The 13,080-nt window shown below is 66.6% G+C and carries 14 protein-coding genes and 1 pseudogene; 9 read left to right on the top strand and 6 right to left on the bottom strand.

Translation table 11 applies throughout. The annotated features are described in order from the left end of the window. From AC2VOG_RS18250 to AC2VOG_RS18240, 3 genes and pseudogenes are all read left to right on the top strand, one after another. Positions 1 to 172, top strand: a pseudogene (locus tag AC2VOG_RS18250) (ArsA family ATPase); the annotation flags it as partial. Further along, positions 169 to 555: a hypothetical protein gene (locus AC2VOG_RS18245; protein ID WP_486941243.1), complete on the top strand. Its 387-nt coding sequence runs from the start codon at positions 169 to 171 to the stop codon at positions 553 to 555. The pseudogene AC2VOG_RS18250 and the gene AC2VOG_RS18245, both read left to right, overlap by 4 nt. 134 nt (positions 556 to 689) lie before the next feature. Further along, positions 690 to 1,418: a lysophospholipid acyltransferase family protein gene (locus AC2VOG_RS18240; protein WP_486941242.1), complete on the top strand. Its 729-nt coding sequence runs from the start codon at positions 690 to 692 to the stop codon at positions 1,416 to 1,418. 4 nt (positions 1,419 to 1,422) lie between these two features. Here AC2VOG_RS18240 and AC2VOG_RS18235 read toward each other — a convergent pair whose 3' ends face one another. Then, on the bottom strand, positions 1,423 to 2,733 hold the full coding sequence (locus AC2VOG_RS18235; protein WP_486941246.1) for a glycosyltransferase 87 family protein: 1,311 nt from the start codon (positions 2,731 to 2,733) through the stop codon (positions 1,423 to 1,425). An 83-nt stretch (positions 2,734 to 2,816) separates the two neighbouring features. Here AC2VOG_RS18235 and AC2VOG_RS18230 point away from each other — a divergent pair, with 83 nt between their 5' ends. The 3 genes from AC2VOG_RS18230 (at position 2,817) to AC2VOG_RS18220 (ending at position 5,710) form a co-directional block, all read left to right on the top strand. After that, the gene (locus tag AC2VOG_RS18230) at positions 2,817 to 3,698 is read left to right on the top strand and encodes a hypothetical protein (protein WP_486941241.1); all 882 of its coding nucleotides are present in this window, start codon (positions 2,817 to 2,819) and stop codon (positions 3,696 to 3,698) included. 6 nt (positions 3,699 to 3,704) lie between these two features. After that, a complete protein-coding gene (locus AC2VOG_RS18225; protein WP_486941240.1) occupies positions 3,705 to 4,211 on the top strand; it encodes a polyadenylate-specific 3'-exoribonuclease AS in 507 nt (168 codons plus the stop codon). A gap of 110 nt (positions 4,212 to 4,321) precedes the next feature. Next, positions 4,322 to 5,710: a class II 3-deoxy-7-phosphoheptulonate synthase gene (locus AC2VOG_RS18220; RefSeq protein WP_486941239.1), complete on the top strand. Its 1,389-nt coding sequence runs from the start codon at positions 4,322 to 4,324 to the stop codon at positions 5,708 to 5,710. 7 nt (positions 5,711 to 5,717) lie between these two features. On the opposite strand, the gene AC2VOG_RS18215 is transcribed toward AC2VOG_RS18220, so the two are convergent. After that, positions 5,718 to 6,920: a protein kinase domain-containing protein gene (locus tag AC2VOG_RS18215; RefSeq protein WP_486941238.1), complete on the bottom strand. Its 1,203-nt coding sequence runs from the start codon at positions 6,918 to 6,920 to the stop codon at positions 5,718 to 5,720. A gap of 91 nt (positions 6,921 to 7,011) precedes the next feature. On the opposite strand from AC2VOG_RS18215, the gene AC2VOG_RS18210 reads away from it, so the two are divergent. After that, positions 7,012 to 7,416: an Rv2175c family DNA-binding protein gene (locus tag AC2VOG_RS18210; protein ID WP_486941237.1), complete on the top strand. Its 405-nt coding sequence runs from the start codon at positions 7,012 to 7,014 to the stop codon at positions 7,414 to 7,416. Here the strand turns inward: AC2VOG_RS18210 and AC2VOG_RS18205 are convergent. Beyond that, on the bottom strand, positions 7,403 to 8,920 hold the full coding sequence (locus tag AC2VOG_RS18205; protein ID WP_486941236.1) for an alpha-(1->6)-mannopyranosyltransferase A: 1,518 nt from the start codon (positions 8,918 to 8,920) through the stop codon (positions 7,403 to 7,405). The genes AC2VOG_RS18210 and AC2VOG_RS18205 overlap by 14 nt on opposite strands. Positions 8,921 to 8,925: 5 nt before the next feature. After that, a complete protein-coding gene (gene idsA2 / locus AC2VOG_RS18200) occupies positions 8,926 to 9,975 on the bottom strand; it encodes a bifunctional (2E,6E)-farnesyl/geranyl diphosphate synthase (RefSeq protein ID WP_486941235.1) in 1,050 nt (349 codons plus the stop codon). A 286-nt stretch (positions 9,976 to 10,261) separates the two neighbouring features. On the opposite strand from idsA2, the gene AC2VOG_RS18195 reads away from it, so the two are divergent. After that, positions 10,262 to 11,155 carry a mycobacterial-type methylenetetrahydrofolate reductase gene (locus AC2VOG_RS18195; protein WP_486941234.1) on the top strand — a complete coding sequence of 298 codons (894 nt, stop codon included), beginning with the start codon at positions 10,262 to 10,264 and terminating at the stop codon, positions 11,153 to 11,155. A gap of 1 nt (position 11,156) precedes the next feature. Here AC2VOG_RS18195 and AC2VOG_RS18190 read toward each other — a convergent pair whose 3' ends face one another. Together AC2VOG_RS18190 and AC2VOG_RS18185 are read right to left on the bottom strand one after the other, a co-directional pair. Further along, positions 11,157 to 11,780, bottom strand: coding sequence for an LppM family (lipo)protein (locus tag AC2VOG_RS18190; protein WP_486941245.1), 624 nt, complete (start codon positions 11,778 to 11,780; stop codon positions 11,157 to 11,159). Between the two features lie 136 nt (positions 11,781 to 11,916). Then, the gene (locus AC2VOG_RS18185; RefSeq protein WP_486941244.1) at positions 11,917 to 12,516 is read right to left on the bottom strand and encodes a GNAT family N-acetyltransferase; all 600 of its coding nucleotides are present in this window, start codon (positions 12,514 to 12,516) and stop codon (positions 11,917 to 11,919) included. Positions 12,517 to 12,730: 214 nt separating this feature from the next. Here AC2VOG_RS18185 and AC2VOG_RS18180 point away from each other — a divergent pair. Then, on the top strand, positions 12,731 to 13,080 hold a 350-nt coding region (locus AC2VOG_RS18180; RefSeq protein WP_486941233.1), incomplete at its 3' end, for a DUF3040 domain-containing protein.

Below are 13,080 nucleotides of genomic sequence, written 5' to 3'. Positions count from 1 at the left end.
AGCGCTCACCCTGGGCCGGGTCGGCGACGACCTCATCATCGGCGCCGGCGGCATGCGCCGCAGGGTTCGGCTGGCGTCCGTTCTGCGGCGGTGCACGGTCATGGATGCGCATCTTCGCGGCGGCGAATTGACCGTGCGTTTCCAACCCGATCCGGAGGTGTGGCCGAGATGACCCGCCCGGGCTCTCACTCCGACATCGGCCCGGAGTTGCGCAAACTCGCGCAGAAAATCCTCGACCAGATCGACCCGGCGATTCGCCTGGCCGCCGCGCGGGCGGTCGGCAACGGGGCCGGCACCGGCACCTGCCAGCAAGTGTGGTGCCCGGTGTGCGCATTGGCGGCAGTGGTGAACGGCGACGAGCATCCACTGCTGACGGTCATCGCCGAGCACAGCGTCGCACTGCTGGCGGTGATCCGCACGATCGTCGATCAGGTCGACCGGCCGACGCCGCCCCCACCGGACGGCCCACCCAGCGGCGACGGCTCGGCGAACATCATGAACGAACCGGCCTCGGCCAGTCGATACCAGCCGATCACCGTCACCGTCGAGGAATAGTCACGCCGGCTGATACCACATCGACGAACTTGGCGTCGAGGTGTTGGCAAGACGTCAGCGTGATGTGGTCGCGCACACGTTGGGTCGGTACTCTTGGCCCGTAACACTGTTGGCGCAGCTGAGGAGGAGGCCTGATGGCCTACTGGATTTTCAAGTACATCCTCCTCGGCCCGTTACTCGCCCTGCTCGGCCGGCCGAAAGTTGAAGGGTTGGAATACGTCCCGCAATCCGGTCCGGCAATTCTGGCCAGCAACCACCTGGCGGTAATGGACAGCTTCTACCTCCCATTGGTGGTGCGGCGGCGGATCACGTTTCTGGCCAAGTCGGAGTACTTCACCGGAACCGGTTTCAAGGGTTGGTGGAGTCGGTGGTTCTTCACCGCCGTCGGCCAGGTGCCGATCGATCGCAGCAGCGCCGACGCGGCACAGGCCGCCCTGGACACCGCCAAGCGAGTTCTGGGCGAAGGCAAGCTGCTGGGCATGTATCCCGAAGGCACCCGCTCACCTGACGGCCGGCTCTACAAAGGCAAGACCGGACTGGCGCGTCTGGCCCTGGAAACCGGCGTCCCGGTGATCCCGGTCGCGATGATCGGCACCAACAACGTGAACCCGCCCGGAACCTCGATGCTTCGATTCGGCAAGGTCACTGTTCGCTTCGGCAAGCCGATGGACTTCTCTCGCTTCGAGGGACTGGCGGGCAACCGGTTCATCGAACGCGCGGTGATCGACGAGGTGATCTACGAACTGATGGGGCTCTCCGATCAGGAGTACGTCGACATCTACGCCGCGACGCTGAAAGACGCCGATAACGCCGCACCGGGAAAAGTGCCGCCGTCTCGGATTCCTGAGACGGCGGCCGGGTAGCAGATCAGGCGGATACCGGCGCGGGCGAGAGAGTCCGAGGCGCGGACGCCGTACCGGTGCGAGCGGCGACGGTGGCTCCGGTGACGACCAAGGCGGCCAGCGCCCACCACAAATAGGACGCCCCGACCAGTTGACGCCACCACGCGGCTGTCACCTCGTGGTGTTTGGGCATGAGGTCGATCGGGCTCCACAGCATCAGCGCCACCCCGGCGACGCTGATGGCCGCCAAAGCGACATTGCGCCGGCGCCAGGCCGCCACCGCCGTCACGATGATCGCCTCCAACATCCACACCCAATGATGTGACCAGGACACCGGCGAGACTGCCAAGCCGAACAGGGCTATACAGATCAACGCCAGCACAGGCTCGCCGGCGCGCAGCGCCCGGTGTGCCGCCCACACCGTCAGCGCCAGCACAAGGACGCACGCCACCACCCACGGGAGGAATCGTTGGTGTTCGTCGAGCCCGAGCCGCGCCAGCGTGCCGGCGATGTTCTGGTTGGTATTCAGGCTCGCCGATCCGATCCGATCGGTGTTGCGCACGGTGCGGGTCCAGTACTCCCACGAGTCCTGCCAGGCCAGCGCGAACCCGGTCGCGACCGCGGCCACCACCGAGGCCGCCGCGGTGAGGACGGCGCGGCGGTCCCGGTTCAGCAGGAAGTACAGCAGGAAGACCGCGGGCGTGAGCTTGAGTGCGATGCCCAACCCCAGCAGCAGTCCCCGCGGCCACGGCGTGCGACGCGGCACGCACTCAGCGATCACCACCGTCATCAGCACCACGTTGATCTGTCCGAAGGCGAAGTTCGCCTGGACCGGCTCCCAGTACAACGTCGCCCAGGACACCAGCAGCGCGGTCAGCCACCAGCGGCGCAACCACGCAGGACCAGGCACCACTCGGCTGGTGGCCCACACATCGAGCCGGGTCAGCACGATCATTGTCGAGACCAGCAGCAGCACCAGCGTGATCAACGTGATGGTGACGCTGGCCGCGGGCATGCCCAGCCACGCGAACGGGGCGAAGATGACCGCCGCCAGCGGAGGATAGGTGAACGGCAGGTCGAGGCCGATCGGGGTGTGAAATTTGATATCGGGGCTGTAGAGCGGATGGCCGTCCAGCCAGGCCCGCCCACCCATCCGGTACACATCGATGTCGATGCGGTAGCGGGTGCTTCCCAGCATCCGCCAGCCGGCATAGCCCAATGCCGCCAGCGCCGCCAGTTGAAGCAGCAACCAGCCTGCTTTCCGCCAGCTAGTCGGTTGCGCTGCGGCGTGCAGCCCGCCTGAACTGCCCGCGTCGGGCGAGCGCCATCTAGTCATGTCGGTCATCAGCCTATCGGTGCCGGCGGCCCAATCGGTGTCGCGGACGATCCTCGGCGTGACGTACGCGTAGCTTTTTAAGCGTGCTGCACTGGTTCGAACACGACATCATCGGCCGCGGTCGGCTTCCGCTGCTGTGTTGTCTGGTCGCCTTCATCTTGACATTTTTCGTGACGCGTACCTTCGTGCGCTTGATCCGCCGTCGGCAAAGCGCCGGCAGGCCACCGCGGTGGTGGGAGCCGCGCAACATCCACATCGGGTCCAAGCACATCCATCACGTGGTGGCGGGGGTCGTGCTGGTGATGATCTCCGGCGTGACGCTGGTGACGTTGTCGGTGAACGGCAACGAGGCCGAATTTACTTCAGCAGCAATCCTTTTTGGGATCGGTGCCGCGCTGGTGCTCGATGAGTATGCGTTGATCCTGCACCTGTCCGACGTCTATTGGGAAGAGGATGGACGAACCTCGGTCGACGCGGTCTTCGCCGCGGTTGCGGTCGGCGGGTTGCTGGTCCTGGGGTTGCACCCGCTGATGTTTTTCATCAGCCTCTGGAAGGACACCAGCCACTCGACGCTGATGCGCGCCGGGCTGGTGTTCGCCATGGCGCTGACGCTGCCGCTGGCGGTACTGGTCTTACTCAAAGGGAAGGTGTGGACCGGCCTGCTCGGTATGTTCTTTGTTCCGCTGCTGGTCGTCGGCGCCATCCGGCTGTCCCGCCCGCGGGCGCCGTGGGCCCGCTACCTGTACTTACGCCGGCTGGACAAGATGAGTCGCGCGCTGCAGCGCGAGCGGAAGCTGCGCCGCCCGGTGGTTCGTGCCAAGCTGTGGCTGCAATACGCCGTCGCCGGCACGCCGCGGGTTCCTTCGCCTCGGATGATCAACGAGCAACTCGACCGTGAAGTGCATCCCGCACCCCCGCCCGAGCAGGTGCCGAATGTGCTCGTCAACGGGCTTGGTGTGGGGTAGCTGCCGGTGCGATATTTCTACGACACCGAGTTCATCGACGACGGCCACACCATCGAGCTGATCTCGATCGGCGTGGTCGCCCAGGACGGCCGCGAGTACTACGCCGTTTCAACGGAATTCAACCCGGAGCGAGCCGGGAAATGGGTCCGCACGAATGTGCTCCCCAAGCTGCCGTCACCGGCTTCGCAGGTGTGGCGGTCGCGGTCGCAGATCCGCGCCGACCTGGAGACGTTCTTCGACATCGACGGGCCGGAGCCGATCGAGCTGTGGGCCTGGGTCGGTGCCTACGACCACGTCGTCCTCTGCCAGTTGTGGGGTCCGATGACGCACCTGCCGCCGCAGATTCCCAGATTTACCCACGAGATGCGCCAGCTCTGGGAAGACCGTGGCAGCCCACGGATGCCACCCCGGTCGGAGAACGTGCACGACGCGCTGGTCGACGCCCGCGATCAGCTGACCCGATACCGGTTGATCACGGGCGACGACGATGCGGGCGGTTCGGTCGCCCGGTGAGGAGTCGGCCCATGGCGACGGGCGACGACGATGCGGGCGGTTCGGTCGATTTGCATCGGCCCTGATAGCGGCCGGATTGAGGGCGTGGTCAGCCCGGCTACCATAGACAGGTGAACTGGACCGTCGACGTACCGATCGAGCAGCTTCCGTCGCTGCCTCCGCTGCCGGAGGAGCTACGGGCCCGCCTGGACGCCGCGCTTGCCAAACCGGCCGCGCAGCAGCCGGGCTGGACGCGCGAGCAGGTCGAGCCGCTGCGCAAGGTGCTGGAGAGTGTGCCGCCGGTGACGGTGCCGTCGGAAATCGTGCGGCTTCAGGAGATGCTGGCCCAGGTCGCCCGCGGCGAAGCATTCCTGCTGCAGGGCGGCGACTGCGCCGAGACCTTCGTCGACAACACCGAGCCGCACATCAAGGGCAACATTCGCACGCTGCTGCAGATGGCGGTGGTGTTGACCTACGGCGCCAGCGTGCCGGTGCTCAAGGTGGCCCGCATCGCCGGCCAGTACGCCAAGCCGCGGTCGGCGGACACCGACGCGCTGGGCCTGCGTTCCTACCGCGGCGACATGGTCAACGGCTTCGCCCCCGACGCGGCAGTGCGTGAGCACGACCCGTCGCGGCTGGTGCGCGCCTACGCCAACGCCGGCGCCGCGATGAACCTGGTGCGTGCGCTGACCTCGTCGGGTTTGGCGTCGCTGCACGAGGTGCACGACTGGAACCGGAATTTCGTCCGGACCTCGCCGGCCGGAGCACGCTATGAGGCGCTGGCCTCGGAGATCGACCGCGGATTGAAGTTCATGAATGCCTGCGGGGTGGCCGACCGCAATCTGCAAACCGCTGAAATCTACGCCAGCCATGAGGCTTTGGTGCTCGACTACGAGCGAGCCATGCTGCGGTTGTCCGACCCGGAGGATGGCGAGCCGCAGCTCTACGACCTGTCGGCGCACTACCTGTGGATCGGTGATCGCACCCGTCAACTCGACGGCGCGCACATCGCGTTCGCGGAGGTGATCGCCAACCCGATCGGCGTCAAGATCGGGCCGTCGACCACTCCCGATCAGGTCGTCGAGTACGTCGAGCGCCTCGACCCGCTGGGCAAGCCGGGCCGGCTGACGCTGGTGAGCCGGATGGGCAACAACAAGGTGCGCGAGCTGCTGCCGCCGATCATCGAAAAGGTTCAGGCGACAGGGCATCAGGTGATCTGGCAGTGCGATCCGATGCACGGCAACACCCACGAGTCCTCCACCGGTTACAAGACGCGGCACTTCGACCGCATCGTCGACGAGGTGCAGGGCTTCTTCGAGGTGCACCGCGCGCTGGGCACCTACCCCGGCGGCATCCACGTCGAGATCACCGGCGAGAACGTCACCGAGTGTCTCGGTGGGGCCCAAGACATCTCCGACACCGACCTCAGTGGACGCTACGAAACTGCCTGCGACCCAAGGCTTAACACTCAGCAGTCGCTGGAGCTGGCGTTTCTGGTCGCGGAGATGCTGCGCGACTGAGTGGCGACTAAAGCAGTCCGCTGATATTACTGCCGACGGTCCACGCCGCGGCGGCGGCCATCCCGGTGATGGACAATACGACCGCGATCCAGATCAACATCATGCGTCGGGCGCGCTCGCGCTCGACGGCGAACTCGACCAGGTCAATTCCAGCGAATTGTTTGGATGCCGAGCGAGATTCGGCCGGCCGGTCCTGCGGCTCGCGGACCAACTGACGGGTCGGCCGATGCACCGTCGGCCGCGCGGCCGCTTGCTGACGCAGATCCCTGGTGCGGTGCCGGTCGGTGCTAGCCTGCCGGCGACGCGGCGCCGCCGAGCGGTGTTGTGCCGAGTTGCGCGGCGCGGGCACCCGAAAGTCGGGCAACCGCAACGCGTCGGCGATCGCATTCAGATCCGCGCCCATCTCCCCGGCGTCGGCGAAGCGGCCGGCGGGGTCGCGTGTGGTGGCACGCTCGACCAATTCGTCGAATTGCGCAGGGACACCGTTGATCACGCTGCTGGGTCGGGGCACATCGGTGTCCAGACGTTGATAGGCCACCGATAGCGCAGTGTCGCCGGAGAACGGCGCCTGGCCGGTCAACAGCTCGTAGGCGACGACTCCGACCGCGTAGACGTCGCTGCGCGGGCTGGCGTTTCCGTCTTTGACCTGCTCGGGGGAGAGGTAGGCCGCAGTGCCGAGAATGACGCTGGTGGAGGTGATTCCGGCCTCGGCGACGGCGCGCACCAGCCCGAAGTCGACGATTTTGACGTCGCCCTCGTCGGAGATCAACACGTTCTCGGGTTTGACGTCGCGGTGCACCAGCCCGGCGCGATGTGCCGCAGCCAGCCCGCCCAGCACCGGACGCAGCACCGCGGCGACCGCGTGCGGCGGCATCGGGCCGCGTTCAGCCAACAACTCGCGCAGCGTGCCGCCCTCGACCAGCTCCATCACCAGGAACGGATACCGGGCGTCCAGGCCCTGGTCGTAGACCGCGACCAGGCCCGGATCCTTGAGCCGCGCCACGCTGCGAGCCTCCAGTTGGAAGCGGGTCAGAAACTGCTCATCGCCGGCATAGCGGGCGTCCATCACCTTCAGCGCGACGGGGCGGTCCAGCCGGGTATCGAGGCCGCGATAGACCGTCGACGTGCCGCCGGTCGCGATTTTGGTCGCAATGCGATAGCGGCCATCGAGCAACGTGCCTTCGAGATCGTCGCTACTCGCCGCGGTCACGCGCCCATCGTAGGCGGCGGCCGCCGCCGCGCCCGGAACCTTACGCCGCGAGCCTGAAGAAGCGCCGCCGCCGTCGCCGTACACTACGTCGGTGAGCAGGATTCCGGCCGGGAACGACGTTCTCGACCCCGACGAACCGACCTACGGTCTTCGCATTGTCGCCGATCTGCTCGGCGTGGCGGTGACCAAAGTGCAACAGCACCTCAAAGAAGGGCATCTGGTGGCGGTACGCCGCGCCGGTGAGGTGGTGATCCCGCAGATCTTTTTCACCAGCGACGGCGAAGTGGTCAAGAGTCTGCCCGGTTTGCTGATTGTTCTGCGAGACGGCGGCTACCAGGACACCGAGATTCTCCGCTGGCTGTTCACCCCCGACCCGTCGCTGACGGTGACGCGGGACGGCTCGCGTGAGGTACTCAACAACGCCCGCCCGGTCGACGCGCTGCATGCGCATCAGGCCCGCGAAGTGCTGCGCCGCGCACAGGCTATGGCGTACTGACGTTTGCCACTCCGGGGCGGTCCAGGATGCGCCAGGCGAGCAGCGCTATCGCCGTCGCCAGCAGCACCTGCGGCCATGAGTACATTCCGTGGGCGCCATCGGGTTTGAAGATGACCATGATCCATGTCGAGAACGCCGCTATCGACGCGACGGCGCGCCGTGACTGGGCAAGGGGAGCCACCACCGCCAGCGGCCAGGAGTAGTACCACGGCAGTGCGGCGGGTGCGAACAACACCACGACGAGCATTACCCAGGCGATGCCGGTCAGCGCTTCGCGGTCATCATGGCGGAACCGCCACCACAACAACGGCAGTGCCAGCGCGATGATCGCAATGCCGATCGCGCGGGTAACCTGCAGCGTCCCATAGAAACTGACCGTGAAGAACATTCCGCCGACCGCGTGAATCAGGTTGGCCGCCGCGGTCGGGACGCTGAGCCAGTTGATGATTTTCACCGACCCGGCCAACGCGGTCAGCCAGCCGAGCCCCACCCCGGCCACCCCGGAAAGTATGGCGAACACCACGACGACAATCACCACCGACGCAACCGATGCCACCGAAAACGCCCGCAGCGGCCGGTATCCGCGACGGTCACGCAGGTGGCGCATCCACACCCAGACCATGAACGGCAGCGCGAGGCCGGCGGTGGCCTTGACCGCCATCCCCGCCGCGACCATGGTGATGCCCGGGACATGGTGTCGATCGAAGGTCAGCGCGATGCCGGCGGCCATCAGGCCCACCATCAGCATCTCGTTGTGCACGCCGCCCATCAAATGAATGATCACCAGCGGATTGAGAACGCAGATCCACAGCGCAATGGGCACATTCGCGCCGACATGCCGCGCGATCCGTGGTGTCGCCCACGCCAGCATCGCCAGCCCGGGCAACATGCACAACCGCAGCAGCATCGTCCCGGCGATCACGTGGTTGCCGACCAGCATCGTCACTAACCGGGCGATCATGATGAACGCCGGTCCGTAGGGTGCGGTGGTGATGGTCCAGATGGGACTGACGTTGTCCAGCAGTGGATTTGGGTTGTCGATTGGCCCGACCGCGTAAGGATCCAGCCCGTCGCGCAACAGCGCGCCCTGGGCCAGGTACGAATAGGTGTCACGGCTGAAGAGCGGGACTGAAAGCAGCAGCGGCGCCAGCCAGATGGCGGCGCTGGCGATCATGGCGTATTCACTTGCGGCGCCAGCCAATGCGCGTCGGCCCAGCCACAGCCACGCGCTCAGCATCAGCGTCACGCCGATCCACAGCAGCACCGACGACAGCACCAGGCCATGCCCGTAGCGCAGCCAAGACAGGTGCACCGCCTCCAGGAGCGGATCGTGCTGTTTGGTGCTGCCGGAGCCCAGACCTCCCGTCGTAATAAGAGCAGCCCCGAGGAAACCCAGGATGGCCGGGCGGCCCTCGGCGCTGACCGAGAATGCCCGCAGTCGCGATAGAGGTTGGGGTGCAGCAATGCTCGAGGTGGAGGCCGGGGCAGACGCAGGGGTGGACACGGACGTCAGGAGGACCGGTTCGCGGCGAGGTCGGCGAGGTCGGCGATCCCGACCTTGGCCGCTGCGCGGATGGGTGCGTCGGCGACCAGGTCCAGCGCGCGACGGGTCAGCGCGGCGATCTGATCCTCGATCGCGGCCAGCGCGCCGACCTGGTCTATGACATCGCACAGTTCGCGGGCCTGGACGTCGCTCAAGTGCGTGCCGATCGAGGTGCGTAACAGCTTGGCGGCGGACTGGTTTGACGCGTCAGCCAACTCCAGGGCGGTCGCCAGCAGCACGGTCCGCTTGCCGGAACGCAAGTCGTCGCCGGAGGGCTTACCGGTCACGGCCGGGTCGCCGAACACGCCCAGCACGTCGTCGCGCAGCTGAAAAGCCACCCCCAGCTGGTTGCCGACCTGGTGGAACAGTGCGTGCACGTCCGGCCGGTCGGCCGCCGCCGCAGCCCCCAACTGCAGCGGCCGCGACACCGTGTACGAGGCGGTCTTGTAGGTGTTGACGGTCATCGCCGACGCGATCGACTCGGCTCCGCTGGACTCGGCGACGATGTCGAGGTACTGCCCGCCGAGCACCTCGGTGCGAATGTCGGCCCAGACGCGGCGCACTCGATGACCCGCATCGGGCGCCAACTCGGCGCCGGCGACGATGTCGTCGGCCCACGCCAGCGCCAGATCCCCCAGCAGAATCGCCGCCGACAGCCCGAACTGGTCGGCCGATCCCCGCCAGCCGCGGTCGCGATGCCGCGCGGCGAACTGGTTGTGCATGGTCGGTCGCCCGCGCCTGGTGGCGGAGTCGTCGATCACGTCGTCGTGCACCAGCGCCGAGGCATGCAGCAATTCCAGCGCGGCGAACAGCAGCAGCGCCTGCTCGTCGGCATCGTCGTCGCAGACCGCGCGCCAGCCCCAGTAGGCGAAAACCGGGCGTAGCCGCTTGCCGCCGCCGAGGACGAAATCCTCCAGGCCGGCCGTCAGCGTGTCGTACTCGGCTCCGATGTGGGCGGCCTGGCGTCGGCGGTCGCGCAGATACCTGCGCAACTGGACGGTGACGGCGTCGGCCAATTCGACTGTTGCCGCTGCTCCTGCGCTCAGCGCCGCACCTCTTCTGAGTCTGTGGTGGTCATGGCCCGCCAAGTCTATTCGGCGCGGCGTTGTCCAGCGGGTTTTGCCCGCTGGACAACGATCCGGGCGGCCCGATCGACCGTCGCCGGACAGTCGCGCCGATGGCGTCACTATGCTGCTGTGTGGCGCGGTGCGGTCCTTGGCCGGTGCCGCTTCCGGGCCGCCAGGGCCGTGGCGACATGTTTGCTGCGGCGGGGGAACCGGTCGTTGAATGAGGAGCAGCTCGTTGACTTTGAACACCATCGCGCTTGAGCTGGTGCCGCCGAACCTCGAAAGCGGTACCGGGAAAGCGGTCGAAGACGCCCGCAAAATGGTTCAGCTGGCCGCGAAGTCCGGCATCGACGGCGACATCGGGCACGTGATGATGCCGGGTTTGATCGAGGAAGACGACGACCGGCCGATCGAGATGAAGCCGAAACTCGACGTGCTGGACTTCTGGTCGACGATCAAGCCCGAGCTGCCCGGAGTGCGCGGTTTGTGCAGCCAGGTCACGGCCTTCATGGACGAGCCGACTCTGCGCCACCGGCTCGGTGCGCTGGTCGGTGCCGGGATAGGCGGCATCGTGTTTGTCGGCGTTCCACGTACGATGGCCGACGGCGAGGGCGCCGGCGTCGCGCCGACCGACGCGCTCTCGATTTACCAAGGGCTGGTGGACAATCGGGGCGTCATCCTGATTCCCACTCGCGAGGGCGAAACGGGCCGGCTGAATTTCAAGTGCGACCGGGGTGCGACGTTTGCGCAGACACAGCTGCTGTATTCCGATGCCATCGTGGGCTTTTTGGCCGACTTCGCGAAGAAGACCGATCACCGGCCAGAGATTCTGCTCGGCTTCGGGTTCGTGCCGGCGCTCGAGGAGAAGATCGGCTTCATCAACTGGCTGATTCAGGATCCGGGCAACCCCGCCGTCGCCAAGGAGCAGGCTTTCGTCACAAAGCTGGCGAACACCGAGCCGGTGCAACGGCGTGCGCTGGTCCTCGATCTGTACAAGCGGGTGATCGACGGCGTCGCCGATTTGGGCTATCCGCTGAGCCTGCATCTCGAGGCCACTTACGGTAATTCCGCGCCGGCGTTCGAGACATTCGCCGAGATGCTGGATTACTGGTCGCCGACCCGTTCGTAGGTCAGCTCGATGATGGGTCGCTCGGCTCGGCGAGCTTCGGCGAGCGGTCGCGGGTGTACCAGGCCAGGCCCGCCACGACGCCGGCCACCGCGAGCGCGGCCAACGCCAGCCACCGGGCCGCGCCCTGGAAGGAGCGGGTACTCGGGTCGGTGTAGCGCGCCTGGGCGCTGAGTATGCTGACCACGCCGGGCTTCAGTTTCCACTGCACGGTCTGCGCATCGACGCGATCGCCGTTGGTGGAGGACACCGTACCGGGGAAAGCGACGGAGAGCTCCACGTCGGCGTCGGGGTCGTTCAGCGATGTCAGATCCGCGCGTCCCTCCAAAATCACCAGGTCGCCGGCTCTGCGTAGCGACAGGTTCACGCCCTGCGCGTCGGAGTTCATCCGCGCCAGCTCCGGTAGTTCGGCGAACGTCAGATCCGCGAAGGTGGCTTGCGATCCCACGTAGCCGTCGCGGTCGTATTTAGATACCGCAACTTTCTGGCCGAACGCCAGATTGGGATCCAGCTGCGGACCGTTGTCTTTGGCGTTTCGCGGCTTGGAGGCCGCGACGATATCACCGGACACCAGGTCCTCCGGGGAGATGGTGATCGACACCTTGACCCGCACACACCCGGCGAGCATGGGGATCACCAGCAGCAGCAACGCCCATGCCGTGAGACGGCGGCGTGTCCGCCGCGCTGTCGATTGCCGAGACGAGAGCTGTATACCGCTGGCGCGCACCAGGTCATCGTGCCAGACGGCGACGGTGTCGGTGTCACTACAGCGGTAGCTGGCGCCCCAGAATTGCGAATGCCCGCGGGTCGCCGGTGAAGTGGTAGCCGCGGATCACGTCGACGAAGCCCAGGCGCCGGTAGAGCCGCCAGGCCCGGTTGGTTTCGCCGTTTGTCTCCGGCGTCGACAGCAATACGTTGGCTTCGCTGCGTTCGGAGAGCAGGCGACGGGTCAACGCTTCGCCGAGGCCGCGCCCCTGCGCCCGGGTAGAGATGTGCAGTTCGGTCAGCTCGAAATAGCTGGCCATCAGCGCGGCGATAGCGGGATCTGGATAACCGCTGCGCCGCAGGCCCGCGATGACCTGCTGCTGCCACCACTGGTCGGGTGCGCCGCAGTAGCCATAGGCGACGCCCAGCAGGGCTGCGCCGCTCAGTTCGTCGGACGACGGCTCCGTGCCCGCCGGCTTTTCGACTTCGACCGCCGCGACGGCCTGCCAGCCGCGGCGCCGGGTGTGTTCGAGCCACATTGCGGCGCGCTGGTTCTCGGTGCCGGGCGGATAGTGCATGGCGTCGACGTAGACGCCCAAGGCATCAGATAGCCGCCGCTGCATTTCCTGCGGCGGCAGGTTGATGAGGAATGTCACCAACGTGCGGTCTCCTCCTCGGTCGTCCAGTGCGGTGCGCCATCCCATTATCGAGGCACCGCCGGCGCGTCGTTCGCCGACTGTCACGATTACAATTAGCCGACGAAGCAGTGGTAACGCGCAGATCGACCTCGTATCATTGCGAGTAGTCGTCCCCGCAACGGGGGCAAGCGTGCTAACGGTATAAACGTGACAGGTTTCCGGCAAGGAGGGACGAATGCCACTCTCCGATCATGAGCAGCGGATGCTCGACCAGATCGAGAGCGCTCTCTACGCCGAGGACCCCAAGTTCGCGTCGAGTGTGCGCGGCGGCGGATTGCGCGCCTCAACGGCACGGCGACGTCTGCAGGGCGCCGCGTTGTTCGTGCTCGGGCTGGCAATGCTGGTCTCCGGTGTGGCAGTCAAGGCCACCATGCTCGGAACATTCCCGGCGCTGTCCGTGCTCGGTTTCATCGTCATGTTCGGCGGTGTCATGTTTGCCATCACCGGTCCGCGGTTGGGCGGTCGGGGAGAGCGTCCCGGACCGTCGGCCGCAGCGCGTCAGCGCCGCAACAAGGGCGCCGGCGG

The sequence above is a fragment of the Mycobacterium sp. TH-M11 genome (assembly GCF_057473725.1).
This window is presented reverse-complemented; position numbering and strand designations above follow the sequence as displayed.

What these genes read in the sequence shown, in the direction of transcription:
- AC2VOG_RS18245 (WP_486941243.1), top strand. Translation starts at nt 169, where the DNA reads ATGACCCGCCCGGGCTCTCACTCCGACATCGGCCCGGAGTTGCGCAAA.
- AC2VOG_RS18240 (WP_486941242.1), top strand. Translation starts at nt 690, where the DNA reads ATGGCCTACTGGATTTTCAAGTACATCCTCCTCGGCCCGTTACTCGCC.
- AC2VOG_RS18235 (WP_486941246.1), bottom strand. Translation starts at nt 2,733, where the DNA reads ATGACTAGATGGCGCTCGCCCGACGCGGGCAGTTCAGGCGGGCTGCAC.
- AC2VOG_RS18190 (WP_486941245.1), bottom strand. Translation starts at nt 11,780, where the DNA reads ATGCTCGCCGGGTGTGTGCGGGTCAAGGTGTCGATCACCATCTCCCCG.